Source organism: Klebsiella planticola (assembly GCF_000783935.2).
GTDB classification, from domain to species: Bacteria; Pseudomonadota; Gammaproteobacteria; order Enterobacterales; family Enterobacteriaceae; genus Klebsiella; species Klebsiella planticola.
In genome coordinates this window covers 3120887-3147644 of record NZ_CP026047.1, presented here as the reverse complement: position 1 = coordinate 3147644, position 26758 = coordinate 3120887, and the positions used below count along the sequence as shown (strand labels likewise).

General features: G+C 57.7%; 23 protein-coding genes. 10 read left to right on the top strand and 13 right to left on the bottom strand.

Annotated features, from left to right (window positions below; all coding sequences use genetic code 11):
* Nucleotides 1-458 precede the first annotated feature (458 nt).
* Nucleotides 459-707, top strand: a complete 249-nt coding sequence (locus tag MC50_RS15220; protein ID WP_032689025.1) for a DUF1158 domain-containing protein — start codon at nucleotides 459-461, stop codon at nucleotides 705-707.
* Here the strand turns inward: MC50_RS15220 and MC50_RS15215 are convergent.
* Complete coding sequence (locus tag MC50_RS15215) at nucleotides 636-2258, bottom strand: alpha/beta hydrolase-fold protein (RefSeq protein WP_047664311.1); 1623 nt, start codon at nucleotides 2256-2258, stop codon at nucleotides 636-638. The genes MC50_RS15220 and MC50_RS15215 overlap by 72 nt on opposite strands.
* Nucleotides 2259-2413: 155 nt before the next feature.
* Between MC50_RS15215 and MC50_RS15210 the strand changes: the two genes are divergently transcribed.
* Nucleotides 2414-4555 carry a TonB-dependent siderophore receptor gene (locus MC50_RS15210; RefSeq protein ID WP_032689164.1) on the top strand — a complete coding sequence of 714 codons (2142 nt, stop codon included), beginning with the start codon at nucleotides 2414-2416 and terminating at the stop codon, nucleotides 4553-4555.
* A 42-nt stretch (nucleotides 4556-4597) separates the two neighbouring features.
* Here the strand turns inward: MC50_RS15210 and MC50_RS15205 are convergent, their stop codons facing one another.
* A complete protein-coding gene (locus MC50_RS15205) occupies nucleotides 4598-4939 on the bottom strand; it encodes a RamA family antibiotic efflux transcriptional regulator (protein ID WP_004859189.1) in 342 nt (113 codons plus the stop codon).
* Between the two features lie 30 nt (nucleotides 4940-4969).
* Nucleotides 4970-6070, bottom strand: a complete 1101-nt coding sequence (locus tag MC50_RS15200; protein WP_032689029.1) for an MBL fold metallo-hydrolase — start codon at nucleotides 6068-6070, stop codon at nucleotides 4970-4972.
* Between the two features lie 190 nt (nucleotides 6071-6260).
* Between MC50_RS15200 and MC50_RS15195 the strand changes: the two genes are divergently transcribed.
* From MC50_RS15195 to nfsB, 3 genes are all read left to right on the top strand, one after another.
* The gene (locus tag MC50_RS15195; protein WP_047664308.1) at nucleotides 6261-6842 is read left to right on the top strand and encodes a TetR/AcrR family transcriptional regulator; all 582 of its coding nucleotides are present in this window, start codon (nucleotides 6261-6263) and stop codon (nucleotides 6840-6842) included.
* On the top strand, nucleotides 6842-7222 hold the full coding sequence (locus tag MC50_RS15190) for an MmcQ/YjbR family DNA-binding protein (RefSeq protein ID WP_032689032.1): 381 nt from the start codon (nucleotides 6842-6844) through the stop codon (nucleotides 7220-7222). Before MC50_RS15195 ends, MC50_RS15190 begins: the two co-directional genes overlap by 1 nt.
* Before the next feature lie 128 nt (nucleotides 7223-7350).
* Nucleotides 7351-8004 carry an oxygen-insensitive NAD(P)H nitroreductase gene (gene nfsB / locus MC50_RS15185; RefSeq protein WP_032689034.1) on the top strand — a complete coding sequence of 218 codons (654 nt, stop codon included), beginning with the start codon at nucleotides 7351-7353 and terminating at the stop codon, nucleotides 8002-8004.
* On the opposite strand, the gene MC50_RS15180 is transcribed toward nfsB, so the two are convergent.
* Both MC50_RS15180 and MC50_RS15175 read right to left on the bottom strand, forming a co-directional pair.
* A complete protein-coding gene (locus MC50_RS15180; protein WP_047664305.1) occupies nucleotides 8001-9044 on the bottom strand; it encodes a hypothetical protein in 1044 nt (347 codons plus the stop codon). The two genes, nfsB and MC50_RS15180, sit on opposite strands and share 4 nt — an antisense overlap.
* Before the next feature lie 15 nt (nucleotides 9045-9059).
* A complete protein-coding gene (locus tag MC50_RS15175) occupies nucleotides 9060-9941 on the bottom strand; it encodes a helix-turn-helix transcriptional regulator (protein WP_032689038.1) in 882 nt (293 codons plus the stop codon).
* A gap of 109 nt (nucleotides 9942-10050) precedes the next feature.
* On the opposite strand from MC50_RS15175, the gene MC50_RS15170 reads away from it, so the two are divergent.
* Nucleotides 10051-11475 carry an MFS transporter gene (locus MC50_RS15170; protein WP_032696459.1) on the top strand — a complete coding sequence of 475 codons (1425 nt, stop codon included), beginning with the start codon at nucleotides 10051-10053 and terminating at the stop codon, nucleotides 11473-11475.
* Nucleotides 11476-11552: 77 nt separating this feature from the next.
* The gene (locus MC50_RS15165) at nucleotides 11553-12797 is read left to right on the top strand and encodes a mechanosensitive ion channel family protein (protein ID WP_032689040.1); all 1245 of its coding nucleotides are present in this window, start codon (nucleotides 11553-11555) and stop codon (nucleotides 12795-12797) included.
* 3 nt (nucleotides 12798-12800) lie between these two features.
* On the opposite strand, the gene MC50_RS15160 is transcribed toward MC50_RS15165, so the two are convergent.
* Complete coding sequence (locus tag MC50_RS15160; RefSeq protein ID WP_032689042.1) at nucleotides 12801-13781, bottom strand: LacI family DNA-binding transcriptional regulator; 981 nt, start codon at nucleotides 13779-13781, stop codon at nucleotides 12801-12803.
* A 243-nt stretch (nucleotides 13782-14024) separates the two neighbouring features.
* On the opposite strand from MC50_RS15160, the gene MC50_RS15155 reads away from it, so the two are divergent.
* Nucleotides 14025-14441, top strand: a complete 417-nt coding sequence (locus tag MC50_RS15155; RefSeq protein ID WP_032689043.1) for an Exc2 family lipoprotein — start codon at nucleotides 14025-14027, stop codon at nucleotides 14439-14441.
* 38 nt (nucleotides 14442-14479) lie between these two features.
* Here MC50_RS15155 and MC50_RS15150 read toward each other — a convergent pair whose 3' ends face one another.
* From MC50_RS15150 to MC50_RS15120, 7 genes are all read right to left on the bottom strand, one after another.
* A complete protein-coding gene (locus tag MC50_RS15150; RefSeq protein WP_032689044.1) occupies nucleotides 14480-15631 on the bottom strand; it encodes a Gfo/Idh/MocA family protein in 1152 nt (383 codons plus the stop codon).
* The gene (locus MC50_RS15145; RefSeq protein WP_032689045.1) at nucleotides 15628-16656 is read right to left on the bottom strand and encodes a sugar phosphate isomerase/epimerase family protein; all 1029 of its coding nucleotides are present in this window, start codon (nucleotides 16654-16656) and stop codon (nucleotides 15628-15630) included. Before MC50_RS15145 ends, MC50_RS15150 begins: the two co-directional genes overlap by 4 nt.
* Nucleotides 16657-16671: 15 nt before the next feature.
* On the bottom strand, nucleotides 16672-17913 hold the full coding sequence (locus MC50_RS15140) for an MFS transporter (protein ID WP_032696461.1): 1242 nt from the start codon (nucleotides 17911-17913) through the stop codon (nucleotides 16672-16674).
* 152 nt (nucleotides 17914-18065) lie between these two features.
* Nucleotides 18066-19442 (bottom strand): phenylalanine transporter, encoded by a 1377-nt coding sequence (gene pheP / locus MC50_RS15135; protein WP_032689048.1) that lies wholly within the window; start codon nucleotides 19440-19442, stop codon nucleotides 18066-18068.
* A 163-nt stretch (nucleotides 19443-19605) separates the two neighbouring features.
* Nucleotides 19606-21801 carry a TonB-dependent receptor gene (locus MC50_RS15130; protein WP_047664302.1) on the bottom strand — a complete coding sequence of 732 codons (2196 nt, stop codon included), beginning with the start codon at nucleotides 21799-21801 and terminating at the stop codon, nucleotides 19606-19608.
* A 57-nt stretch (nucleotides 21802-21858) separates the two neighbouring features.
* Nucleotides 21859-22941: a YncE family protein gene (locus MC50_RS15125; protein ID WP_032689050.1), complete on the bottom strand. Its 1083-nt coding sequence runs from the start codon at nucleotides 22939-22941 to the stop codon at nucleotides 21859-21861.
* 407 nt (nucleotides 22942-23348) lie between these two features.
* Nucleotides 23349-24842 (bottom strand): aldehyde dehydrogenase family protein, encoded by a 1494-nt coding sequence (locus tag MC50_RS15120; RefSeq protein ID WP_165457298.1) that lies wholly within the window; start codon nucleotides 24840-24842, stop codon nucleotides 23349-23351.
* Nucleotides 24843-24992: 150 nt separating this feature from the next.
* Between MC50_RS15120 and MC50_RS15115 the strand changes: the two genes are divergently transcribed.
* Together MC50_RS15115 and MC50_RS15110 are read left to right on the top strand one after the other, a co-directional pair.
* Nucleotides 24993-26294, top strand: a complete 1302-nt coding sequence (locus MC50_RS15115; protein ID WP_032689053.1) for an NAD(P)/FAD-dependent oxidoreductase — start codon at nucleotides 24993-24995, stop codon at nucleotides 26292-26294.
* 13 nt (nucleotides 26295-26307) lie between these two features.
* Nucleotides 26308-26673 carry a cupin domain-containing protein gene (locus tag MC50_RS15110; RefSeq protein ID WP_032689054.1) on the top strand — a complete coding sequence of 122 codons (366 nt, stop codon included), beginning with the start codon at nucleotides 26308-26310 and terminating at the stop codon, nucleotides 26671-26673.
* The last annotated feature ends 85 nt before the right edge of the window (nucleotides 26674-26758 follow it).

The window sequence follows — 26758 nt, the reverse complement described above, 5'->3', positions numbered from 1 at the left end:
TCATTTCTGGCCAATGAATAAATATGATTTTATATAGCGCGATAAAAGTTGATCCAGGACAATTTACAACCCCTCGCAAAATTTAAAATCCGTGATAAGTTAATTCTTCAAACAACTATTACAGAATATTAATAAACATATATTAAACGAGGTCAATTATGTTTGGAATCTACCGCGGACGCCGCCTGGCGCTGTACATTCTGCTGGCTATCATTATTGCCACGCTGGTGGGATATAGCACCTATAGTTTTGTAAAGTACATGCTTTAGCAGTGACATTAATTGACATTAAAATGCCATTAATTTAATTACAAATAATACCAACAATATTAACAGAAGGAATAAAAAGCATAATATTAGTGCTACGCATAATGGCGTAAAACAATCACTCAGGAAAGTATATTGCGTTAAATGTCATTTTACCTGACAATATGTTTTTTAACTGATGATTAACAAGTAATGAAACATCCGCTCGAAACGCTGATCGCCGCCGCAGGCATTTTATTGTTGGCCCTGATCTCTTGTTTACTGCTGCCAGCGCCATCCCTTGGGTTAACGCTGGCGCAAAAACTGGTCGATACCTTCCATCTGATGGATCTCAACCAGTTTTATACCCTGCTCTTTTGCCTGTGGTTCTTAGCGCTGGGCACGGTAGAATATGTGGTGTTGCGCTGGGTCTGGCGCCGCTGGTTTTCCCTTGAGCGCTAACCCGGTAAAGTCACGCATTCCCACCACCAGCGCCTCGCACCAGGCGGCATAATCATGGCCGCTTGATGAAGGATGGAAGCTAACGCGATAGCCTTTATCGCGTAGCGCCTGTTCAAATGCGAGGGTATTGCTGTAGATTCCGCCATCAGCTCCCGAGGTTTCAAACCGGCCCGCCTGGAGCCAGAAACGTAGCGGATAGCGCGGCGACTGCTGATACTGGCGCGTCAGCCAGCCGGCTTCCTCGCCTTTGGGCGCCCACCAGTAAGAGCCCGACAGGCTGAGAACATTGGCAAACAGCCGCGGATAGCGCAGCGCGACCCACGATGCGGCCAGGCCACCGTAGCTGGAGCCGGCGACAACGGTTTTTTGGCGGATGGCATCCAGCCCCTGTTGTCGCAGCCAGGGCAGCAGCTCATGGGCCATAAAATCGGCAAAGAAGGGATTGGGCGGCAGCTCTTTCGCCCGCCGCGCGTGATCGAGACTATCAATAAATACCACGTTGATCGGCGGCAACGCATGGCTGGCGATCAGGCTGTCCAGCACGTTGGCAAAGCGGTATTCATCCTGGTAGGTTTTGCCATCAAACAACATCAGCGTCCAGCGCGCGGGCTGCGGCAGGCGCGGGCGGTAGATCATCACTTCCCGGGTATTATGCAAAAAATCGCTGCGCAGCTGATGGCGGGTCAAGGTGCCATAGCGCAGCGGCTGCGCCATCCGCTGCGGCGTGCAGTAGCGCGCCGGATTGAGCGCCAGCAGCGAATAGCGGTTCCAGCGATCGCTGGCGCGGTTGACGCTGTGCGGGTTCAGCGGATCGGCCTGAGCGCTGACCAGAATCGCACGCCGCTGCTCGTGTCCGACGCCGTCGACCTGCGGGACATCCGGCGCCAGCTTATATTGCATCAGCGTATCTGCCGGTACCACGTAGCTGCGAAACCAGACATCGGAATGGCCAAGCCGAAACAGCGGATCGTGATCGCCCGCCGGGGATCCCAGCAGGAAGACGTTTTTTCTCGCCCCGCGCCACAGGAAGGTGACGCGCTGGTGTCCGGCATCCACCGGTTCGACCATCGGCGTCCCTTCCTGTTCGCGCTCCTGCCAGAAACGCGCCGTAGAACCGCCCGCCGCCAGTTCCTGCATCAGCTGCTGCAAACGAGGACTGACGGGATCCAGTGCCTGGGTTTTCGCCAGCGCGGTGGTCTCCTTCATCCGCCAGCGGAAACGCCAGCGGGCGCCTTCTTCGCCGTGGAGCACCAGCGCAGAAGCGCGGTTCACCGGCAGGGAGAACAGCAGCGTTTGCTCGCCATCCGGCGGCCCTCCCGCCAGCAGCGTGCGCAGCCGACGGTTATTTTCATCCAGCAGGCGGGCATCCGTTACCCCGGAAATCGTCGCCGAGACGTAGTTTTCCCCTAGCGTCGGCAGATCAAAACAGACTTCGCCGCTGGCATCGAATTTTCCCTGCAGCTCTCCCTGCCGCGAAGAAGATTCGCAGTTCATTGCCACCGCCGGTAGCGCACTCATACCGATCAGCAGACCACCCCATGCCATTTTCATCGCCCGATTTATCCCTGTAAAAATTTGTTACTAACGCTAATGCAAATGGTAATGATTTGCAATAACATCAATTCCGCTCGTTCAGGCCATTAGATTTTTCTGATGGGGGAAAGGGATGATTATGGCAATTTCAACCAAGGACATAGCGAAAAAAAATGTTTAAATATAATAAGATAACTAAACTCTGGGTCACGGGTCTTGCCGTGGCAACACTCGCCGGGCAGGCGCTGGCGGAGGAGACGCTGGTGGTCACCGCCAGCAGTAGCGAAGATCCCACGGCTCCGGTCAAAGGTATCGTGGCGACGAAAACCCTTTCCGCCACGAAAACCGCCGCCGGGCTGGTGAAAACCCCGCAGTCGGTCTCGGTCATCACCCGCGATCAGATGGCGGCGCTGGACGTGACGTCGGTGTCACAGGCTCTGCGCTATAGCGCCGGGGTGTTCACCGAGTATCGCGGGTCGTCCAACCGCAATGACGAAGTCTTCGTGCGCGGCTTCAGCTATGTACCGAAGTATCTCGACGGCCTGAGCTATGGCGCCACCGCTTCGTCGCAAACCGGCACGATGGATCCGTGGCTGCTGGAGCGCGTCGAGCTGGTACGCGGCCCGGCCTCGGTGCTGTTTGGCCAGGTCAACCCCGGCGGGCTTATCAGCATGACCAGCAAGCGTCCCACCAGCCAGCCGGTGCATGAAATCCAGTTCCGTACCGGCAACGACAATCTGGCGGAAGGCGCGTTTGATCTCGGCGGGCCGTTAAGCGACGACGGCCACCTGCTCTATCGCCTCAACGGTATCGCCCGCAGCCAGAACAGCCAGGTCGAGGATTATAAAGAGACGCGCGTCGCCATTGCGCCGGCGCTGACGTGGTATCCCAACGATGCCACTCGCTTCACGTTGCTGACCAGCTATCAAAAAGATCCCGACGCCGGTTATCGCAACTTTCTGCCGCGCTACGGCACCGTCAACAACGTCGATGGCAGCTATATTCCGCGCGACTTTAACGTCAGCGACCCCAGCTACAATCAATCCTGGCGCGAACAGACGCTAATCGGTTATGAATTTGAACATCAGCTCAACGATATGCTGACCCTACGGCAGAACGCGCGCTATGGGACGATAAAGCAGAAATATCGCTATCTGGTCTATTCCAGCAGTGAAGCCAATAGCTCCGTGCTCTCGCGCCGCGCCCAGCATGAGGAGCGGCAAACCGATGAGTTCGGTATTGATAACCAGCTTGAGGCGCAGTTCGCGACCGGTCAACTGGCGCACACCGTTCTCAGCGGCCTGGACTACAAAACCAGCAAGGATAAGCAGTACCTCGGTCGCGCCGGCGGTTCGCAGTACGATCTCGACTGGCGTGCCCCAGTCTATGGTGTAAAGGTCGATGAAAGCACCTTCCGTACCGCCAGCGATGAACAGCAGAATCTCGATCAGGTTGGCCTCTACCTGCAGGATCAGCTGAGCCTGGAAAACTGGGAGCTGCTGCTTTCCGGCCGCTATGACTGGGCGGAAGTGCGTACCACCGACTTTACCGACAGCAGTCGCAGCCAGAAAAACGACAGCAAGTTTACCTGGCGTACCGGTCTGCTGTACGCCTTTGACTTTGGCCTGTCGCCCTATATCAGCTACAGCACCTCCTTCGAGCCCAACCTGCAAACCAACCGGGCGCCGGGCGTCGCTCCGTTCGATCCCAGCGAAGGGAAACAGCTGGAAGTGGGCGTGAAATATCAGCCTACACCGACGGCGTTGATGACTCTGGCGATGTACAACCTGACCCAAAGCAACGTCGCGACCTGGAACAGCGCGGCGGGATGGTATGAGAACAGCGGCAAGGTCCGCTCGAAGGGAGTGGAAGCCGAAGCGCACGCCACCTTCTTTGATAACCTCAACCTGATTGCTTCATACACCTGGACCGATGCGGAAACCGTGAATACCACCGTCGCCGGCACCGAAGGGAAAACCCCGGCGCGTATTCCGACCCATATGGCCTCGGCGTTCACCAGCTACACCCTGCCCAATGGCGCGCTAAAAAGCCTGACCGCTGGGGTTGGCGTGCGTTATATCGGCACCAGCTACGGCGATGCGAAAAACACCTTCAAGGTACCGGCGGTGGATCTGTATGACGCGATGGTCAGCTATGAGTTAGGCGAATTGAGCTCGAGCCTGAAAGGGGCGAAAGCGCAGTTCAACATCAACAATATTGCCGACACCAAATATGTTGCCTCGTGCGCCGGCGATAGCGCCTGTTTCTATGGCGTGGGTCGTACGGTTACGATGACGGTAAACTACGCCTGGTAGAAAGCCAAAAACGCGTCCGCCGGTTTCCCCGACGGACGCGCCTCAGTGGGCGCGATTGTGATTCTCTTTACGGTAGGCACCCGGCGGCTGATGAAAGGTGCGGGTGAAAATGCGGGTAAACGTCTGCTGAGAATCAAAGCCGTATTTCAGGCAAATATCATAAACCCGCTGATCGGTATCGCGCAGATCGCGCGCCGCCAGCCGCAGTTTACGTTCGCGGATATAGCGCCCCAGACTCTCCCCTTTGTACTGCAAAAAGAGTCGTTGCAGATGCCATTTCGAATAACCAGAGTGGCGAGCAATATCATCAATACGCAGCGGCTGATGCAAATTGTCATCAATCCACCCAACGATAGTCTCAATCACCTGAGCGGAAATAGTCATAAGTCCTCTCCTCTTGAATCAAACCCGTATTTATCGCCACCAGCGATTAAATGATTGCGTCTTATCGGCAACCCAAACCGGCTCGCCAAGCATCGGCGTTAACAACCGCCACGGTCGTTGCTCGCTGGCCGCAGCCAGCCGCTTATAGGGATCGTCCCAGCTGTGTTTCGCCAGCACGAAGCGCCCCGCATGTCCCGGCAACACCGCGCGCGTACGGAGATCGTCGGCGGCCTGGGCGGTCTCGTCAGGCATCATGTGAATGTATTTCCAGTCCTGGTCGTACTGACCGTTCTCCATAATCGCCAGATCCACGGCGCCAAACTGTTCGCCGATGGCTTTGAAGTGCGGGCCGTAACCGCTATCGCCGCTGTAGTAAATCTTCTGCTGCGGCGTGACGAACATAAAGCTGGCCCACAGCGTCTGATTACGCTTCAGCCCCCGACCGGAGAAATGACGGGCCGGCAGGACATGCACGGTCAGTTCGTCGCTGATCTGCACCGCCTGATTCCAGTCCGCTTCGCTGATGATGGCGCTCTCCATGCCCCAGTAGCGCAGATGCGATCCCACGCCGAGCGGCGTCACCACGCGCTTGATTTTTGGCATCAGCGCTTTGATGGTGGCGTAATCCAGATGGTCGTAGTGATCGTGCGAAATAATCAGCAGGTCTATCTCCGGCATACGCTCTGCACGCCACGGATAGTCACCCGGGAAAGCTTTATTAATAAATGAGAACGGCGCGGCATAGTCGCTGAAGACCGGGTCGATCAGGATGCGTTTCCCCGCCAGTTGCAAATACCAGGAGGAGTGGCCGAGCCACACCATCGTATCCTGCCCGAGAGGCAGGCTGGCGAGATCGGTATTGACCAGCGGCAGCGGCTGCGCGGGACGGGCATTTTCGCGTTTAGTCACCAGAAACTCCCACCAGGCGGCCAGCATATTTTTCTGCCCGGTGAAGCCCGGCGTGGGGAGCTGATTATGAAACTGGCCATCGCGATAGTGCGGCGACTGTTCCACCAGACTGAGCTGCGCACCCTGCGGCGCCCGGCCAAACCCGGCATTTAAGACAAACGGCAAAGCGGTTGCTGAGGCTAATAACATAATGGCGACCACGCTGAAAGTGACACGGTTCATAACCTGACCAGATGAAACTCCCTATTATGAGAGTTTAGTGATATAACTTGATTATGAGTGAGTAAGCACTCATTATTAAGATGAATATGAAAGTCGTCAAGACGATTTTCAATTTTTTAACATCCACCGTTGCAGTGCCCTGACATGGCATGTTTAGATCGGGGTTTGATTTCGCGTGAGGTAAAATGTAGTGGCTCGTCCTAAGAGTGAAGATAAAAAACAAGCGTTGCTGGAGGCCGCAACGGCCGCCTTTGCCCAGTCGGGTGTCGCCGCCTCAACGTCGGCCATTGCCCGTAGCGCCGGAGTTGCCGAGGGGACGCTGTTCCGCTATTTCGCCACCAAGGATGAGTTACTCAACGAACTGTACCTCTCTATCAAATCAGGTTTAGTTAAAGCGATGGTTTCCGGACTGACGCCAAACGAAAAACGGCCGAAAGAGAACGCCCGCAATATCTGGGACGGCTATATCGACTGGAGTATTCGCCACCCGATGGAGCACAAGGCGATTCGCCGGATGGCGCTCAGCGAACGCATCACCGATGAAACCCGAACCCGCGTAAGAGAGATGTTCCCCGAGCTCAACGAAATGTGCCAGCTGTCGGTCAAGCCGGTCTTTCTGAGCGATGCCTACAGCGCCTTTGGCGACGCCCTGTTTCTGTCGCTGGCGGAAACCACTATCGAATTTGCCAGCCACGATCCGCAGCGCGCCCCCGATCTGATCGCCCTCGGTTTTGAGACCATGTGGCAGGCGCTTCACGAGAACGACGCCTGATGGACCGCGCTTCGCTGCACGCCAGCGCCCACCGGATTGCGCTTGCCTACCCGTTTACCGAACACTGCTGGCCGTTCGGCCCCGAGTATGATGTGTTCAAAGTTGGCGGGCGCATTTTTATGCTCACCATGACCATTCGCGGTCGGGCGCTGGTGAATCTGAAAGCCGATCCGCAAAAATCCCTGCTCAATCGGGAGATTTACCGCAGTATTGAGCCGGGATATCACATGAACAAAAAACACTGGATTACCGTGGTTCCTGGCGAGGATATCAGCGAGAGTCTGCTGGCCGAACTTATCGATGATTCCTGGAATCAGGTGGTGAATAAACTGGCAAAAAAAGATCGGTTGCGGCTACGTCCGGCGGGATTTTCAGGCTAGCGCGATAAGTGTTATCGCATTTTTGTCTCTTATCATTTCCCCGCCTTCGCTGTACTCTTCTCCCACTAAACGCCCCGTAAGGGGCTGTAAACTCGAATTATCTTGAGCATAAACCGTGAGGAAGAGTTATGGATATCGTCTCCGTTGCCTTAAAGCGCCACTCCACGAAAGCCTTCGATGCCACAAAAAAACTGACTGCTGAAGAAGCCGAAAAGCTGAAAACGTTGCTGCAATACAGCCCGTCGAGCACCAACTCTCAGCCGTGGCACTTTATCGTTGCCAGCACGGATGAAGGGAAAGCCCGCGTGGCGAAAGCCGCCAGCGGCACCTATGTTTTCAACGAACGTAAAATTCTTGATGCTTCTCATGTCGTGGTTTTCTGTGCCAAAACAGCCATGGACGACGCCTGGCTGGAGCGCGTGGTGGACCAGGAAGAGGCCGACGGACGCTTCGCCACCCCGGAAGCCAAAGCCGCTAACCACAAAGGCCGCCTTTTCTTTGCCGATATGCACCGCAAAGATCTGCATGACGATAACCACTGGATGGCGAAGCAGGTTTACCTCAACGTCGGCAACTTCCTGCTCGGTGTCGCAGCGATGGGGCTGGATGCGGTGCCGATCGAAGGCGTCGATTTCACGATCCTCGATGCGGAGTTCGACCTGAAAGCGCAGGGCTATACCAGCCTGGTGGTTGTTCCGGTCGGCCACCACAGCGTAGAAGATTTCAACGCCGGGCTGCCGAAATCGCGCCTGCCGCAGGCAACGACCATCACCGAGATTTAATCTTCCCGCGCACGCCGCTCGCCGGCGTGCCAGATTCGTTCGGCATAACGACCAATCACCGCCAGCGAAACGGCCAGAATCAGGAAGAACACCACCTTGTGCATCCCGTCCCAGAAAAACTCGAAGAAACGCGTATAGAGATTGATAGCCAGGAAGGTCAGGCCAAAACCACGCAGCATTCCATCATCCGTTTTCAGACTGATATAAATACAGATGCCCGCCGCGACGCCGAATAGCAGCGTCCACGGCAGCTGCTGCAGCGGTGAAATACTGTACCAGGCGTCGAGATCCCGATAGCCAAAAATCGACAGAATCCACAGCGCAATAAACAGATAAGTCAGGCCCATGGCCTTACTGACGGTAAACAGCCGGCGCTGAAGCAGCCACTTTTGCAGCATAAAACAGAGCGCCAGCAGCACGCCGCCAAACAGCACAAAACGAATCGGATAGTTCATGCCCAGCCAATAGGCCCCCCACCCCGACACGTAGCCGGTTTCCGCGCCGAACCAGTTGCCCAGCGCCAGCAGGAAGAACAGCCACACCAGCCCGGAACGGGCCGCCAGGCCGATAGCGCCATAGATAGCGCAGCCGACCAGAAACAGTGGCGCAATATGGCCGCTGCCGTCATCCAGCCGCTCGCCGAGCTGCCACAGCGCCAGCGCGGTAAACACCACGCCGACAAACAGAATCGCCTCGGTACTGTAGTGCCAGTAGGCGGCCCGCCGCTGGCGGCGGAATCCCCACAGGTAGCAAACCAGCGCCACCGCCGCAGGCAGCGCAATCCGCGCCAGCGCCGAGTCGCTGAACAGGCTCACCAGCCAGGCGATCAGTTCGCTATCGGCAAGCACGCTGCCCAGCGCGATCAGCAGGCAGCCCAGCGCCGTCCAGAAGGCGTAGCGGCTCAGGCGCTGCCAGTCAAAGGCGCTCACGCGCAAGGTGGCCGCCAGCCGCTGGTTTTCCGCGTGACTCAACGCCCCCGCGGCCTGCCATTCGTCCAGCGCGCGCTGAATCACCCGCTGTTGTTTCCTGGTCACGTTCATCTGCGTTCCCTGTCGTTATGAGTAGAGAGAATCCTGTTTATCCAGCCACGCCAGCGCCTGCTCGCCGGCTTCGTCCATCGGCAGGTACACCAGCAGCCGTGAGCCATTACGCGGGGCGGAATACCAGTACATCTGCTGCAGACTAAAGCGCCCGAGCTGAGGATGGTTGAAATTCTTCACCTGATTTTCCACGCCGCGAACGTCATAGCGCTGATGCCACAGCGTTTCAAACTCGGCGGAGGCGGCAAAAAAGCGCGCCAGCTTATTTTCCCACAGCGGGTCGCCCCGGTGTTCGGCCATGGCCGCGCGGAAATAGGAGACAAACGTCGGTAGCACATCGCGGTTCTCGATGCGGCTACGCCAGGTGTCGTGGGTGAGATAGAGATAAATACAGTTACGGTTTTCTTCGGGGAGCGCGGCAAAATCGACGCCCATCAGCCGACAAAAACTGTCGTTCCACGCCACAATATCGAAATTGGGTTTCTGGATACTGGCCGGCTGCGGCATCAGGCTATCGAGCATTCGCCGGGTCCCCGGAGCAATCCCCTCGCATATGCTCACCTGCGTCGTTTCCGGCGGCGTTAGCCCGGCGAGCACGAACAGATGGCGCGTCTCCAGCGGGCTGCACTGCAGCGCGTTCGCGACGCCCATCAGCACCGATTCCGACGGATTGACCTCCCGTCCCTGCTCCAGCCAGGTGTACCAGGTCACGCCGACATCGGCCAGCATCGCGACCTCTTCCCGACGCAGCCCCGGCGTGCGCCGCCGGCCCACTCGCGGCAGGCCGAGACGCTGCGGGTCAAGGCTTTCACGCCGGGAGCGCAGAAAGGCGCCCAGCTGCTTACGGCTATCGTCGGGCGCTATCGGCACCGTTTCACGTTGCGGCATTCCCGTCATATTGACTCCAGCATGGTAGTACCAATACCAGTATAGACAGGAACTGGTACCCGTTTAATTTATCGGTAATGCTACGGCTATCCGCTGAATGACGCAATGGAGAGATCCGATGAATTCGTCTGCTGTTTCACCCGGCCGCGCCGGTTTACTGCTTCTGTTGACCGGCCAGATGCTGCCGCTGATCGACACCTCAATTACCAACGTGGCGCTGGACTCCATTACTCATTCACTGGATGCCAGCGCCACCCAGCTGGAGCTGATCGTCGCCCTCTATGGTGTCTCTTTTGCGGTGTGCCTGGCGATGGGCAGCAAGCTGGGCGATAACTACGGCCGCCGCCGTCTGTTTATGTGGGGGGTCGCGCTTTTTGGCCTCGCCTCTTTGCTGTGCGGCATGGCCAACTCCATCGGCGGACTGCTGGCGGCCCGCACGCTGCAAGGCGCAGGCGCGGCGCTGATCGTGCCGCAAATCCTCACCACCCTGCATGTGACGTTGAAAGGCAGCGCCCATGCGCGCGCGATCAGTCTGTATGGCGGGATTGGCGGGATTGCTTTTATCGTCGGGCAGATGGGCGGCGGCTGGCTGGTCTCGGCGGATATCGCCGGCCTGGGCTGGCGCAACGCGTTCTTTATCAATGTCCCGATCTGCCTGCTGGTGCTGGCGTTTAGCCGCCGTTATGTCCCGGAAACCCGCCGCGAAGCCCATTCGGCTATCGACTGGCAGGGCACCTTCAGCCTGGCGCTGATCCTCTGCTGCCTGCTGTTTCCGATGGCGCTGGGTCCGGAACTTCACTGGCCGTGGACGCTCCAGCTTTTGCTGGTGGCCATACTGCCGCTGCTGGCCTGGATGCGGACCAGCGCGTTGCGTAAGCAGCAGCGCGGCGAACAGCCTCTGCTGCCGCCCCGGCTGCTGAAGCTCACCAGTATTCGCTTTGGCATGGCTATCGCCCTGCTGTTCTTCAGCGCCTGGTCCGGCTTCATGTTCTGCATGGCGCTGACCATGCAGGCCGGTCTCGGCATGGCGCCATGGCAGTCAGGCAACAGCTTTATTGCCCTCGGCGTGGCCTATTTTGTCTCCGCGCTGTACGCGCCGAGGCTAATTGCCCGCTTCAGCATGGGACGCATTCTGCTGATTGGGCTGGCGGTGCAGATAGCCGGCCTGCTGCTGCTGATGGCCACCTTCGGTCACTTCGGCGCGCAAACCTCGTCGCTGGCGATGGTGCCCTCTACCGCGCTTATCGGCTACGGCCAGGCGCTGATCGTTAACAGTTTCTATCGCATTGGCATGCGCGATATCAGCGCCAGCGATGCCGGTGCCGGGAGCGCCATTCTCAGCACCCTGCAACAGGCGACGCTGGGATTAGGTCCGGCAATTCTCGGCTCGCTGTTTTTAACCCTCGCCCGAGGCGGCGGCACCTATCCGCAGGCGCTGATCGATTTCCTGGCCGTGGAGGTGGCAATGATGCTGCTCTTAGGCGCGATTGCCCTGTGGCTGCGCCATCATCTCAATATTCGTCCGGTGGCGACCGCCTCATAATTCAAAATGGCATGACGCCTGATTTGCATAATATACATCCAGCGGTCATCATTACCGCTGGATGTACAGGAGACGTTATGCAGGAATTAATCTCACACATTGCCGCATTAGGCATCGAAATTACCCCCACCACTTCGCTCATTATTATCTTCGGCATTATTTTACTGACGGCCATTGTCGTTCATTTTATTTTGCATAAAGGCGTGCTGCGCGCCTTCGAAAAACGCGCGCAGGCCAGCAGCCATTTGTGGCTGCAAATCATCACCCAGAACAAACTGTTTCACCGGTTGGCCTTTACCCTGCAAGGGATTATCGTCAATGTGCAGGCGGTTTTGTGGCTGCAAAAAGGCAGTGAAGCCGCCAATATATTAACCACCTGCGCCCAGCTGTGGGTCATGATCTATGCCCTGCTGTCTTTCTTTTCGCTGCTCGATGTGGTCTTCAATTTATCGCAGAAATTCGCCACCGCATCCCAGCTGCCGCTGAAGGGGATATTCCAGGGCATTAAGCTGGTCAGCGCGATTATTATTGGCATCCTGGTTATCTCATTACTGATAGGCCAGTCGCCGGCGATATTGATCAGCGGCCTCGGCGCCATGGCCGCGGTACTGATGCTGGTATTTAAAGACCCGATCCTTGGCCTGGTTGCCGGCATTCAGCTTTCCGCCAACGACATGCTGAAGCTCGGTGACTGGCTGGAAATGCCGAAATACGGCGCCGACGGCGCGGTCATTGATATTGGCCTTACCACGGTGAAAGTGCGCAACTGGGACAATACCATCACCACGATCCCCACCTGGTCGCTGGTATCCGACTCCTTTAAAAACTGGAGCGGGATGTCCGCCTCCGGCGGGCGCCGCATTAAACGCAGCCTGAATATTGATACCACCAGTATCCATTTTCTCGATGAGCAGGAGCAGCAGCGCTTAATTCAGGCCCGGCTGCTTAAACCCTATATGGACTCGCGTTATCAGGAAATTAGCGAGTGGAACCAACAAAATGCCGCCGACCATTCGGTGCTGAACCTGCGCAAGATGACCAATATCGGCACCTTTCGCGCCTATTTACAGGAGTATCTGCGCAACCACCCGCGACTGCGCAAAGACATGACGATGATGGTGCGCCAGCTGGCGCCGGACGCCAACGGCCTGCCGATTGAGATCTACTGCTTCACCAGCACCGTAGTATGGGCAGAATATGAAAGCATCCAGGCTGATATTTTCGACCATATTTTCGCCGTGGTTGACGAATTCGGGCTGCGTATTCACCAGTCACCGACCGGCAACGATATTCGTTCGCTGGCGGCAGCACATCACGGGTAATACTCAGGCACTGGCGCGGGCAATGATGCGCCAGTCCATCATCACCCGTTCGGCGGTGGCATCCGGGTTGTCGATTTTCTTCAGCAGCAGGGTCACCGCCGTGCGGCCAATGTCGCGCGACGGCTGTTCCACGGTGGTCAGCTGCGGCGAGACCATCTCCGCCAGCTCCGTGCCATCAAACCCCATGACCGCAATATCGTCCGGAACCCGCAGTCCGGCCTGCGCAATCGCGCGCAGGGCGCCTGCCGCCAGCGAGTCGGCGACGGCAAATACCGCATCCGGCCGCTCTTTGGAGGCCAGCAGCGTTTCCATTGCCGCTTTACCGGCGGCAGCGCTGAGGTCGCTGGCATAGGCCACCTGCTGCCAGGCGAGCTCACGCACATGGAGCACGTTTTTATAGCCGCGCTCGCGCAGGCGGGCATAGCGATAGCTCAGATCGTGGTTAATCAGGGCAATGCGCCGATAACCGCTCTCCGCCAGCCGCGACACCGCCCCCTGCGCCGCATCGATGTCGTTTATGCCAACGCAGGAGATACTGCCGGCATCGGCATACTCGGCGCACTGCACCCACGGCGCATCGCCGATCATCATCGTCAGTTCCGGTAGGCTGGAGAGCGCGTTCATCGTAATAATCCCGTCGACCACTTTCCCCGACAGCAGCCGCAGCCCGGAAGTCGAGCGCGCCAGATCGGACCCGGAATTACACAGTAATATACGGTAGCCGTGCTGTTCCGCCTCCTCTTCGATGCCCTTCACCACTTCCGCACAAAACGGGTTCGCAATATTCGACACCATCACCAGAATCATGTAGCTCCGTGCCGTCCGCAGCTGGCGGGCCAGCAGGTTAGGCTGATAGTTGCTCTCTTTAATCGCCTGCAGCACGCGTTCGCGGTTCTTCGGTTTGACGGTATCGCTGTTATTCAGCACCCGCGATACGGTTGCCACTGAGACACCCGCCAGACGGGCGATTTTCTGAATTGACATAAAGGCGGCACTTCCTGGGATAAGGGAATAATGCGCAGGCTACCATAAACGGGCCGTCGGTGTGCAGCGGGAGCGCGCGCAAGCCCGCTGATGCCCCTGCATATCGCCATGGAAAACTATTAATTATCAGGGCTATTTTCCCCGGGCGTTAAGCGCGATGATTTTACGGGTAAAACAAACACCGCGCTCGGGCGCCGAAAATTATAAAAGCTTATTATCAATACGTTAGGGATGATGTCATCAATGAAGATTCAAGTCGCACTGCTTGTCCTCGGCGGATCTCTCGCCGCCCTCACCGGCTGCACCGCCTCAAAATCATCGCCGGAGCGCCACGCGTACTATTTTGTCGCCCATCGTTCTGATTTTGTCGGCGGTAATTTTGCCGTAAATCGTCAGGAAAATTACCGCTTAAATCTGCCGACCTTCACCGGGATGTATAACCGCGGCAAACAGGACCGGACCGCCGGCGTCAGCGAAAGCGATGCCCGACGCAACGCCGATGCCATTAAGCAACAGGTCGCGAAGGGTACCAGGTCACAACACACCTTTACCGGTAATGCCAGCGATAGCTGGAATAATGACATGGAGAATAAGGACGCGGTGCTGTTCGGCAACGAGCTTTCCGCCGCCTATCTGGACGGGTATCTTGGCGTGAAATAAGCCATTGCGCGCCACCGACGTGGCGCACAACCTGCCGGCTATCGCCTGACGCTGACCCAGCGCTGCTGCCGATGGCTTTGCAAAATCGCCTCAACGATATACATCACATCCGCCCCTTCATAAAATGAGGCGAAACGCCGCTCGTCGGCGGCCGGCATCTTCCCGGCGCGTACCGCCTGATAGAAGCTCAACATCATATTCTTGAAAGCGTCCGGCCACCCCTCATTATGCCCGCCGGGGAAGTGGGCGCTGGCGGCGACGTCCGGCTGCATCAGGCTCGGATCATCGCTGAGCAGCTGATTTGGCTGCGCGCGCTGGCCAATCCACAGCCGCTGCGGAAGTTCCTGATCCCACGCCAGCGAACAGCGGCTGCCGTTAATTTCAACCGCCAGGCGGTTCTTTCTCCCGGCGCTGACCTGCGAAACGGTAAAACAGCCTTTGCTACCGTCATCAAAGCGAAACAGCACGGACCCCATATCTTCCGTATCCACCTCGCGCACCTCAAAACGCTGAGATTCACCCGTCTGGCTGAAGGTGGACTCGCCGGAAACGGCCGCGTGGCGCGTCGGCCAGACGATAGAAAGATCCGCCATGACCTCGGTGATGCGCCTGCCGGTCATAAACTGCACCGTGTCGCACCAATGGGAGCCGATATCCGCCACCGCCCGCGAGGCGCCGCCCAGCGCCGATTCCACCCGCCAGTTGTAGTCACTTTGCTGCACCATCCAGTCCTGCAGATAGCTGCCGTGCGCCGAAAACAGCCGCCCGACCTGCCCGGCACGCATCATGCTGGCGGCCTGCTGGACCATCGCGAACTGGCGATAAACAAAGCTTACGCCGTGCACCACCCCCGCCTTCTCCGCCAGCGCGACCAGTTCACGCGCCTCATCCGGAAGCATGCACAGCGGTTTTTCCGAGAACAGATGCAGCCCGGCGCGCAGCGCCTGGCGGTTAATCTCCGCATGCAGGTGGTTCGGCGTGCAGTTATGTACCACCTGTAAGCCGGGATGTGCCAGCAGCGCCTCAACCTGACCATAAGCCTGCGCTACATTGAGCTGCCGCGCTTTTTGCTGCGCCTGCGCCAGATTGCTGTCGCACAGCGCCACCACCTCGATGTCGCCGACCCGGCGCAGCGCTTCAATATGCGCCGGACCAATAAATCCTGTCCCAATAATGCCAACCTGAATCATGCTTGCCCCTCGCGACCGCTGGCAAAATCATCAAACGCCCGTTCGGAGACGGGAATAATATGGCGGCGGATAAATTCGCTGCCCTCGCGCGCGCCGGCCTCCGCCTCCTTCAGGCAGCACTCCCACTCCAGCACCGCCCAGCCGTCAAAGTCGTATTCGGTCAGCTTGCTGAAAATGCTCTTGAAATCAATTTGCCCATCCCCGGGCGAGCGAAAGCGCCCCGCCCGCTGCAGCCAGGGCTGATATCCCCCGTATACCCCGCTGCGGCCGTCGCGACGAAACTCGGCATCTTTGACATGAAAGGCTTTGATCCGCGAATGGTAGATATCGATATACGCCAGGTAGTCCATCTGCTGGAGGTGCAAATGGCTGGGATCGTAGAGCATATTGCAGCGCGGATGGTTATCTACCCGCTGCAGAAAGCGTTCAAAGGTCACGCCATCGTGCAGGTCCTCACCCGGATGAATTTCATAGCAAAGGTCAATCCCCTGCTCATCGTAGAGATCGAGGAGCGGACGCCAGCGCCGCGCCAGTTCATCAAACGCCTCATCAATCCGTGACGGATTATGCGGCGGCCAGGGGTAAAACAGCGGCCACGCCAGCGATCCGGAAAATGTCGCATGGGCCTGCAGGCCTAAGCGCGCCGATGCCACCGCCGCCTGGCGCACTTTTTCCACCGCCCACTGCTGGCGCGCCTGCGGATTTCCGCGCAGCGCGGCGGGAGCAAAGGCGTCGAACGCTTGGTCATAGGCCGGATGAACCGCCACCAGTTGCCCTTCCAGATGGGTTGAGAGCTCGCTGATGGTCAGGCCATGTTCCGCCAGCCGCCCGCGAATGTCATCGCAGTAGGTCTGGCTCGTCGCCGCCCGTTCAACATCAAAAATAGCCGGATGATTACACGGGATCTGTAGCGCCTGATAGCCCAGTCCGGCGGCCCAGGCGGCGATCCCGTCCAGGGTGTTAAACGGCGCCTGGGCGCCGATAAACTGTGCCAGAAAAATCCCCGGTCCCTTCATCGTTTTCATACCCCCTCCTGATAGTTAATGCTGTTCTTTCTCACGGTACTGGAAAGAGAAAAGGAAAATCAGCGCAATAACCGCCGCGGCCACCGCCGGGATCCACCAGAAGGTGACCCACGCCTGCGGCACGCTCTGCCCGGCCACCAGCTGGTTATACAGCGCGCCGGAAATTTGCGATCCCAGCAGCATCCCGATGCCGTAGGTGAACATGACGATCATGCTTTGCGCCTGACCTTTGACCTTCTCCCCCGCCACGCGGTCGGTATAGATAAAGCCGACAACAAAAAAGAAGTCGTAGCACACGCCGTGCAGCAGGATGCCGAGATAGAGCAGGAAGCGCCCCTCTTCACTCACCCCAAGGGCAAAGAAGGCATAGCGCACAAACCACGCCGCCATCCCGACCAGCAGCATGTACTTGACCCCGAGGCGGCGAAACAGCAGCGGGATCACCAGCATAAACGCGATTTCCGACATCTGCCCAAATGACATCGCGGTGCTGACATCCGCCACGCCGGCATCCGCCAGATAGGAGGCGGTGTAAGCATAGTAGGTACCCAGCGGAATCGAGATCAGCGTGGCGCAGAGTGAGAAAATAAAGAAATGGCGCGTCTTGAGCAGCGCAAACGCATCGGCGCAGAGCAGGTCGCGAAACTTCAGCGGAATGCCTTTCGCCGCTGCCGGCGTATGTGGCAAAGTCAGGCTGTAGAGGGCCAGTAAGACCGAACACAGCGCCGCCAGATTAAAGATAGCCGTGGTATCGGAAATTCCGCTCACGCCAATACAAATCCCGGCAATAATCCAGCCGATGGTGCCAAAGACGCGGACCACCGGGAAGGTTTTATCGACATTATTCAGGCTGTGGAAAGCAATATTGTTGGTCAGCGCCAGCGTCGGCATATAGCACAGCGTATAGCCAAACAGCAGGCCGATAAGCAGCGCGCCATTGTGCGCGACCAGCGCCTGGGGAACGAACCACAGGATCGCGGCCCCCGCCAGATGCATCACCGCCATCACTTTCTGCGAAGCAAAGAAGCGATCGACCAGCATCCCCAGCACAAACGGCGATAAAATCGAGGCGATAGGCCCGGCAGAGAACGCATCGCCAATCAGCAGCGCCATATCGTAGCGCGTCATCACCAGCCCCAGGGTCACCGACCAGCTTCCCCAGATAAAGAACTGCATAAACATCATTAACGCCAGGCGCGGCACCAGAAACCGGTGCTGTACGCCAACGCTTTCACGCCCTTCCGTCGTTGATACCATTTTGTCCGCCCTCAAAAAGTAATCGATTACAAAACGTCACCAGATGGAAAGTAATCGATTACAAAAAGAAGATCCTGCGCAAAATACGCTAAGCGCGAAGACGATCACAATAATAGGCAGATCGCCCCGGCGAACGCCGGGGCAAGGAGGCATTACGCCGGACGGCGCAGCAGCTTAAAGACCATAAACAGGAACAGGATCCATACCGGCAGCAGAATGGCCGACAGGCGCATGCCGTCGATGGTGCACATCAGCACCAGAATCAGCGCGAGGAAGGCAATACAGAGGTAGTTGCCGCCCGGCGCCAGCAGCGCTTTGAACTTCGGCTCCCGCCCTTTTCGACGCTGGGCCGCGCGGAACTTGAGGTGCGCCATGCAGATCATTATCCAGTTCAGCAGCAGCGTTGCCACCACCAGCGCCATCAGCAGACCCAGCGCTTTCTGCGGCAGCAGATAGTTCAGCAGCACCACCAGCGAGGTAATGACCCCGGAGAGGATCAGCGAATTGACCGGCACGCCGCGTTTGCTGACGCGGGCCAGAAACTTCGGCGCATTGCCCTGGACCGACAGACCGAACAGCATGCGGCTGTTGGAGTAAACGCCGCTGTTGTAGACCGACAGCGATGCCACCAGAATGACGAAATTCAGCGCAGAGGCTACGACATTACTGTCAAGATTATGAAAAATCATCACAAACGGACTGCTGTCGGACTTAATTTCCACCCACGGATAGAGCGCCAGCAGCACCACCAGCGAACCGATATAAAACAGCAGAATACGGTACACCACCTGGTTGACCGCTTTCGGAATGCTCTTTTGCGGATTTTGCGCTTCGGCGGCGGTAATACCAATCAGCTCCAGACCGCCGAAAGAGAACATAATCACCGCCAGGGACATCACCAGGCCATGCCAGCCGGTGGCGAAGAAACCACCGTGGCGCCACAGGTTATCAAATCCGGCTTTGCTGCCGCCGTGGCCGCCAAACAGCATCCACAGGCCAAAGCCAATCATGCCGATAATCGCCAGCACTTTAATTAAGGCAAACCAGAACTCCGCCTCGCCATACAGGCGAACGTTAACGAGGTTAACGGCATTGATGATGACAAAGAAGGCCGCCGCCCAGACCCAGGTCGGCACATCCGGAAGCCAGTACTGCATATAGATACCGGCGGCGGTGAGCTCAGCCATCCCCACCAGCACAAACATCACCCAGTAGTTCCAGCCGGAGAGAAAACCGGCAAACGGACCCCAGTATTTATATGCGAAGTGGGCAAAGGAGCCGGAGACGGGCTCTTCGACCACCATTTCGCCAAGCTGGCGCATGATCAGAAAAGCGACGATCCCGGCGACGGCATAGCCGATCAGGACCGCCGGGCCGGCCATCTGAATCGCCGGTCCGATACCGAGAAACAGACCGGTACCGATAGCGCCGCCGAGGGCAATGAGCTGAATATGTCGGTTCTGTAAACCGCGATGAAGCGTCGGGCCGCTCTCCGCTGTGGCATCTGACTGCGTTGACGCGTCTTTCACGTCTTTCCCCTGTGAGTTTTTATGAAGGGGCACCTTTTAACACTTCTGCTCGCCCGACTTCAAGCTGCAGATGCGTTGATTGCGCGGCAATGGATGGCGACGGGCGGCGAAAAAGGGATAAACAGAAGGGGCGAGCGGCGTTGGCCCGCCCCGGATTTTACCATCAGAAATCGTAGCTCATCGATACCTTAACGGTACGAGGCTGCCCCTGGAACAGATAGGTGCCGGTATCATCAATACCTGACCAGTAGTTCTCATTGGTCACGTTATCCACCCCGGCACGCAGGACCATCTGGTTTTGATTCTGATTCAGCGCCAGACGGTAGCGTACGCCCAAATCGAGGGTCGTATAGCTGTCGAGCTTTTTGCTGTTCGCCGCGTCGGCATACTGTGAACCGGTGTGGTTCACCCGCGCGGTGGCCGTCAGCCCGTCAACCGGCTTGATATCATACTCCGCACCTAACACCGCGTAGAAGCGAGAAACGCCGATGGCATCTTTACCCTCGTTGATACCCTGCGCCGTTTTGGTTTGCTTCGGATCCAGCCACTGCACGCTGCCGTTCAGGCGCAGGCCCAGCGTCGGCTCGCCGAAGACGTTCAGTTCGGCACCGCGGTTACGCTGCTCGCCATCCAGACCGTAGTAGCCGTTAGCATCGGAGATGGCGTTAGGCTTTTTAATTTCAAACAGCGCCAGCGACCCCCCCAGGGTGCCATAATCAATTTTCACCCCCACCTCATCCTGTTTCGAATGAGCGATCCCGGTACTCTGCCCGGCATTTGTCGCGGTATTCGGCGCCACGCTCCCCGGCTGCAGCGCCTCGGTGTGGTTGGCATACAGCGACAGCGTCTCCCACGGCTTGTAGACCAGGCCGACCGTCGGCGTCCAGCGGCTCTGGGTATAGCGGGAAGAGGTATCTTCCAGACCGGTTTGATTACTGTAGTTACGCACCACCACTTTCTGATGACGCGCGGCGGCGGTAAGCAGAAGGCTGTTATCAAAGAAACCTAGCGTGTCGCTCAGCAGCCAGCCCTGGGTACGGCTGCGTGAGGTGGTGAGCGGGTCGAAGTAGTTGCCGCCAAAATAAGCGTTATTCGGCATCGCCACATCATGGTTGTCATAGATATTGGTGGTCGGGTTTTTCGCCGACATACGCCACGCGGTGGCATCGGTTCTGACCTGGGCGGCATAGCCGACGTTGACCTGATGAGAGATAACACCGGTGTTGAAATTACCCCGCACACCGCCCATTCCGCTGATCGAGTCGATGATGCGGTTGGTATCCAGACGCCCGACGGTCGCATCGCCGTTCTCGTCAACCAGCTTCGGCGCGCTGTAGGTGCCGGTTTCATGCGAGTGCTGGCCGCCGAGGGCGCTGTACAGCGTCCAGCTGTTGGTCAGGTCATACTCGGCTTTGGCCATACCGAATTCGCTTTCGATATCGCTATAGCCCCACTTCTGGCTGTAGTTTTTGCTGTTACCCGGCAGCGCAGGAACAAAATCGATGCCGCTGATATTGATTCCCATCGTTCCGCCATGGAACGTCTTTTTCTGATAGCCGAAATCAAGAGAGGAGCGGAAACGGTCGCCGCGATAATCCAGCCCCAGCGACGCCAGCGTCGTGCGGCGCTTGTCATTATCAACCGCCCCCTCACCTTCGCGGTGAACCAGGTTCACCCGGGCGCCAAACTGATTATCCTCGCCAAAGCGACGACCAAGGTCGAGGCTGCCGCCGACCTGAGAATCGGCGGTATAGTCCACGCCAACGCGGGTGGTCGGTATATCATCCGCACGTTTCGGTTCGAGGTTGATCATCCCGCCGACGCCGCTGCTGGCGACGCCATTGAGCAGACCGTTAGCCCCTTTGAAGACTTCAACGCGCTCCAGCATCTGGGTATCCATCACCTGACGCGGCACCACGCCCGCCAGACCGCCCATGGTCATATCATCGCCATCCAGCTTAAACCCGCGAATGCGATAGGTTTCGGCAAAGTTACCGTAGCCCTGCACCGCCTGAACGCCGGCGTCATTACTGACCACGTCGGCGATAGTTTGCGCCTGCTGATCCTGAATCAGTTTCGAGGTATAGCCGATAACGTTAAACGGCACGTCCATCGCTTTTTGTTCGCCAAGCATACCAATACGGCCGCCGTGGGCAATTTGTCCGTCAAGGAAGGCCGGTACCACCAGGTCGCCGCCGGCTTTAAAATCGCTGCCTTCGGTCGCCTGAACGAGCATAACCTCTTCGTTTTTGGGGCTATCCGCGGTGTTGTCTGCTGCCGCAGCGCTATGGGTAATGGTGCCAATGGTTAACGCCAGCAGCGTTTTGCGCAGCGGGAATGGGGAAGACGTGATGTGCATAATGAGTCCGTGATGAAGATAAATGAAACAAATGGCCCGCTGCCGGGCCAGAATTTTTTATTGCGCGTTCAGGTCGATGCGGACAACGCTGTCCGGACCTTTGGTGGAGTGATCTTTGTTGAACGGTTGTTTAACGGTCACAAACAGCGTCTGCCCCTCGGCATCGAGCAGCAGGCTGTTTGGATTCGCAGGGATATCCCACTGTTTTTTCAGCGCATAAGTGGTGCCATCGAGGCTGATAACCTTGCCGGATTCACGCTGGGAGATATAAATTTCATTGCGTTTCGGGTTGAACAGCACCGCCAAAGAGTCACCCACCTCCAGCTGCTTAATCACTTTGCCGCTGTGAATATCCAGCACCAGGGTGGTTTTCGCCTTCGAGTTATCGGTCACAAACAGGCGCCCGGTCTCGCTGTCTTCGGCGATGTTCAGCAGCAGAGCCGGTTTGTCGCCCAGCGGTTTCCAGCGTTGTTCAATCCGGTTGCTGCGCGGATTAATCACCAGGATCTCGCCGCTGCCGTTGGCGGCGTACAGGCGGCCGGTTTGCGTGGAATAGTGCAGGCCAGTCATCCACTTGCCGGTATTTTTAATCCGCGTTTTCAGCTTCAGCGTGGTCGCGTCAACGACCCAGATTTGCGCCGGGTCGGCGACGGCGCCGACGTACAGGGTATTGTCCAGCAGCAGGATCTGGCGCGCGCCGTAGGGCATCCCTTTCTCATTACGCTCGCTAAACAGCAGGCGTTTTTTGACCTTCCCGGTCGCGGTGTCGATGGCGCTGATGCCGCCGTCCAGCGAATGAGTAACGAACAGCGTTTTGCCGTCCGGCGTCATCTGTACGGCAAAGTTTTTCAGGTCGGTATGGCTCAGGCCGATGGTTTTCAGCGTTTTCGGGTCAAGCCTGTAGACAGCGCCGCCCTGCACATCTTTAAACCCTTCGGCGCTGGCCACGTACAACGCATCGCCCTGCGGGCTGAGCGCCATTTCGTACAGCCCCTCAGCCAGTTCACGTTTGAGCGGCTGTATGACGGTAACGGCGTTTTTCTCGGCGACCGGCGGGGTTACCCTCGTGGAAGGGGGGGTGGCGCAGCCGCTTAAGACGGCAGAAATGACCAGAGCTAATACCGGAATGGTGTATTTCATCATTGAAATCCTTAACAAAATCAATAAACCGGTGGTAGCTCTGCGCCGATATTATGTTGTTCCGGCATAGCAAGTCTGAACCCCACCCTACGCCTTCGCTGTTTCCTTGTGAGCGACTCACTGGCGCAGGTTAGTCCATTCTTAGCCCGCAAACAAAAAGAAGAATGAGAACTATACTCATTATCTTATAGCGTGCAAGTCTAATCACGACCTACCCGCGCAAAAGCGATAATCTGCTGAAAACAAGGCATTCTTATGTGGGGGAGCGTCTCTCACGAGCGGGGGGAGAGAACAACAGACCCCGCGCGCTGACCGTGCGGGGTAAGGGGAAGAAGCGGGCCGCCGCCTGCCAATCGCACGGCCCGATATACGCTCATCGCAGAACAATAGCGGCCGGTGACGGCAGATTAATAGCGCACCATCACCGATTTTAGTTCGGTGTAATCATCGATAAAGGCGCTGCCGAACTCGCGGCCAATCCCCGACCCTTTCATGCCGCCAAACGGCACCGCCGGGTCGAGGAATGTGTGCATATTCACCCAGACAATTCCGGCGTTAATCGCGTCGGAATAGCGCAGCGCCTTGCGGATATTCTCCGACCAGACGCTGGCGGCCAGGCCAAACGGCGAAGCGTTAATGCGGGACAGCGCCTCCTCTTCGCTTTGGTAGCCAATAAAACTGCATACCGGACCGAAGGTCTCTTCCTGCATCAGCGTGCTGTTTTCGCTCCGGACCTTCACCGCCGTCGGTAAGACAAAATAGCCGTCGCCGGGCAGCGCTTCGCCGCCGCAGACAATGGTGTCGCCCTCTTCCCGCGCTTTCTCAATCAGCTGCAGCACTTTCTCAAACTGCGCCCGATTGGCCAGCGGCCCCATCAGCGTCTGCTCATCCAGCGGTGAGCCGGGGCGCAGCGCAGACAGGCGCTGCTTCAGTATTTCCAGCACCGCATCCAGCTTGCCCTGCGGCAGATAAAAACGCTCGGCGGCGGCGCAAATTTGCCCCTGATTCAGATAGCCCGCTTCAATAATGCCGTCCGTCATCGCCTCGGGGGTGAGATCGTCGAGAAACAGCGCGGCGTTTTTGCCCCCCAGTTCGAGGGTGACGCGTTTTCCGGCGCCGGTCGCCGCCTGCTGGACTTTCTCGCCGGTCGCCACCGAACCGGTGAAGCTGACCTTCGCGCAGGCCGGGTGGGCAATCAGGCGCTGGGCGATTTCACCGCCCGCGCCGTTCACCACGTTAATCACCCCGTCCGGGATCCCCGCCTCTTTCGCCAGCTCAGCAACCCGCAGCAGCGTCAGCGGCGTATACTCGCTCGGCTTAATCACGATGGTACAGCCGCACACCAGCGCCGCCGCCAGCTTCCAGATGGCGATCATTATCGAAAAGTTCCACGGCACGATCCCGACCACCACGCCAACCGGCTGACGACGGGTAAAGGCCGTGTACTGCTCTCCCGCCATCGACGGGAGCGAGACATCCAGCGTTTCGCCGGTGACCTTGCCCGCCCAGCCGGCAAAGTAGCGCAGGAACGCCACCGACTGATCCAGCTCAAGCATTCGCGCCAGGCCGATGGTTTTCCCGGAGCACAGGCTCTCCAGCTGCGCCAGCTCCTCACGGTGGCTGGCCAGAAGATCGGCCAGCCTGAGCAGCAGCGTGCCGCGCTGCAGTGTCGGCATCGCGCGCCAGCCATCAAACGCCTGGCTGGCGCTGGCCATCGCCAAATCCGCCTGCCCGACATCCGCCGCCGTCACCCCGGCAATCGCTTTGCCAGTGGCGGGGTTTATCACCGCCAGCGTCGGTCCGTTGCCGGGCACAGCCTCTCCGGCAATAAACTGCCCGTGCGGTTGGCGTAAAAAAGCTGCTACTTCAGCAAGTAAGGTCACGTCGCTCATCGGTGGCATCCGTTTTTTCAGGAAATGTTCCTCATCACATCACGCCGGAAACAGGCTGCCTATCGTTCTAAAGAACGTCATTCTTTCGGACGATATTCAGCGCCCCGCCGCCGTGCTGTGATGGGGGTCTTAGCCAGGCGAGACAGACAGGGTAACGCTATGAATATCAAAATCGATGCGCTGAACTACTACGGCGCCACCAAAAAATATCAGCTGCATTTTCCGGCGCTGCAGGATGATATTGCCGCCGACGTGGTGATCATCGGCGGCGGCTTTTCCGGTATCAACACTGCGCTGGAACTGGCCGAACAGGGCATCACCAACGTGGTCGTACTCGAAGCCCGTCATTTAGGCTACGGCGGCACCGGTCGCAACGGCGGCCAGGTCATGGCCGGCATTGGTCACGATATCGAAGCGGTGAAAAAACACGTGGGCAAAGAGGGGCTGGAGACGCTGTTTAAAATCTCGAACCTTGGCGCAGGCATCATTCGCGAACGGATTAAGAAATACAATATCGATGCCGACTTTGTTCCGGGCTACGGTTATCTGGCCTATAACCAGCGTCAGTTGAAGACCCTGCGCCAGTGGGAAAAAGAGTTTAAGGCCGCCACTCCGGATGAGGATATCGCGCTCTATACCGGCAGCGATGTGCAGCAAATTGTCGGCTCCGACGTCTACTGCGGCGCGCTCAAGCATATGGGCGGCGGACAGATCCACTCCCTGAATATGCTGCTGGGCTCGGCAAAAGCGGCGCATTCATTAGGGGTGAAAATTTTCGAATCCTCTCCGGTCGTTGAGGTGAATTATGGCAAAGAGGTGCGGGTTCGCACGGCGATGGGCAGCGTGAAGGCGGCTAAACTGCTGTGGGCCTGCGACAGCTTCCTCAATAATCTGGAGCCGGAGATCTATAACAAGACGCTGGTCACCTACTCTTATCAGGTCTCAACGGAACCCCTTTCCGATGAGCTGATCGAACGCATCAGCCCGCTGCGCGGCGCCTTCAGCGATATTCGCCCGGTCATCAACTACTACCGTATTACGCGGGAAAACCGCCTGCTGTTCGGCAGCGCCACGCGCTACCTTGAATATACGCCGAACGATTTTGCCGCCTGGAATCGTACGCTGCTGGCGGAAGTGTTCCCCTATCTTAAGGATGTCAAAATCGACTTCGCCTGGGGCGGCCCGATGGCCTGTAGCGCGAACCTGTTCCCGCAAATCGGTACTCTGCGCGACCACAATAACGTTTTCTACGTTCAGGGTTATTCCGGGTTTGGCGTCACCCCCTCGCATATCGTGTGCAAAATTCTCGCCGAAGGAATTAACGGCGGCTCAGATCGTTACCGCCTGATGAGCAGTATTCCTCACGCAACAATCCACGGTCGTGACAGCCTGCGTCTGCTGCTGGTCAGCGCCGGAAAACTCATGCATCAAACCGCCGGTTACTGGAAAGGCCGGAGTTAACCAGGAGAACATCATGCAAGCATTTAAACTCGATCAACCGGTTCCTGAACTGCAGCCTATCGGCAGCGTCAGCCTGCTGGGGGCAACGCCGACCGAAGGCGATCCGCAGGTGGCGGGGGCTATGGTTTACGGCGAACCGCAGGACGCCTTTACCTGCGGTCTGTTTTCATCCACGCAGGGGAGTTTCACCATGACCTACCCGTTTACCGAACACGCCACCGTGCTGGAAGGCGAAGTTGAGCTGACCGTGTCGGGCGGCGAGCCGCAGCGCTTCGCGCCGGGCGACAGTTGGTTCGTCAAGCAGGGCACCGAAGTGGAGTGGAAAATCCTCACCCCACGCTTCGTCAAACACTACCTGGCGAACGTCGAAAGCCGCTAACCCACGCAGACAATCCCCGGTGCCCGGCGGCGGGGATTGTATTCATGCACCTGGTCACAGATTCAACCGCCGTTCTCCACCTTCA

Bases quoted from the DNA above. Each gene is read 5' to 3' on its own strand.
- MC50_RS15220 (WP_032689025.1), top strand. From the start codon at position 459: ATGAAACATCCGCTCGAAACGCTGATCGCCGCCGCAGGCATTTTATTG.
- MC50_RS15215 (WP_047664311.1), bottom strand. From the start codon at position 2,258: ATGAAAATGGCATGGGGTGGTCTGCTGATCGGTATGAGTGCGCTACCG.
- MC50_RS15210 (WP_032689164.1), top strand. From the start codon at position 2,414: ATGTTTAAATATAATAAGATAACTAAACTCTGGGTCACGGGTCTTGCC.
- MC50_RS15205 (WP_004859189.1), bottom strand. From the start codon at position 4,939: ATGACTATTTCCGCTCAGGTGATTGAGACTATCGTTGGGTGGATTGAT.
- MC50_RS15200 (WP_032689029.1), bottom strand. From the start codon at position 6,070: ATGAACCGTGTCACTTTCAGCGTGGTCGCCATTATGTTATTAGCCTCA.
- MC50_RS15190 (WP_032689032.1), top strand. From the start codon at position 6,842: ATGGACCGCGCTTCGCTGCACGCCAGCGCCCACCGGATTGCGCTTGCC.
- nfsB (WP_032689034.1), top strand. From the start codon at position 7,351: ATGGATATCGTCTCCGTTGCCTTAAAGCGCCACTCCACGAAAGCCTTC.
- MC50_RS15180 (WP_047664305.1), bottom strand. From the start codon at position 9,044: ATGAACGTGACCAGGAAACAACAGCGGGTGATTCAGCGCGCGCTGGAC.
- MC50_RS15175 (WP_032689038.1), bottom strand. From the start codon at position 9,941: ATGACGGGAATGCCGCAACGTGAAACGGTGCCGATAGCGCCCGACGAT.
- MC50_RS15170 (WP_032696459.1), top strand. From the start codon at position 10,051: ATGAATTCGTCTGCTGTTTCACCCGGCCGCGCCGGTTTACTGCTTCTG.
- MC50_RS15165 (WP_032689040.1), top strand. From the start codon at position 11,553: ATGCAGGAATTAATCTCACACATTGCCGCATTAGGCATCGAAATTACC.
- MC50_RS15160 (WP_032689042.1), bottom strand. From the start codon at position 13,781: ATGTCAATTCAGAAAATCGCCCGTCTGGCGGGTGTCTCAGTGGCAACC.
- MC50_RS15155 (WP_032689043.1), top strand. From the start codon at position 14,025: ATGAAGATTCAAGTCGCACTGCTTGTCCTCGGCGGATCTCTCGCCGCC.
- MC50_RS15150 (WP_032689044.1), bottom strand. From the start codon at position 15,631: ATGATTCAGGTTGGCATTATTGGGACAGGATTTATTGGTCCGGCGCAT.
- MC50_RS15145 (WP_032689045.1), bottom strand. From the start codon at position 16,656: ATGAAAACGATGAAGGGACCGGGGATTTTTCTGGCACAGTTTATCGGC.
- MC50_RS15140 (WP_032696461.1), bottom strand. From the start codon at position 17,913: ATGGTATCAACGACGGAAGGGCGTGAAAGCGTTGGCGTACAGCACCGG.
- MC50_RS15130 (WP_047664302.1), bottom strand. From the start codon at position 21,801: ATGCACATCACGTCTTCCCCATTCCCGCTGCGCAAAACGCTGCTGGCG.
- MC50_RS15125 (WP_032689050.1), bottom strand. From the start codon at position 22,941: ATGAAATACACCATTCCGGTATTAGCTCTGGTCATTTCTGCCGTCTTA.
- MC50_RS15120 (WP_165457298.1), bottom strand. From the start codon at position 24,842: ATGCCACCGATGAGCGACGTGACCTTACTTGCTGAAGTAGCAGCTTTT.
- MC50_RS15115 (WP_032689053.1), top strand. From the start codon at position 24,993: ATGAATATCAAAATCGATGCGCTGAACTACTACGGCGCCACCAAAAAA.
- MC50_RS15110 (WP_032689054.1), top strand. From the start codon at position 26,308: ATGCAAGCATTTAAACTCGATCAACCGGTTCCTGAACTGCAGCCTATC.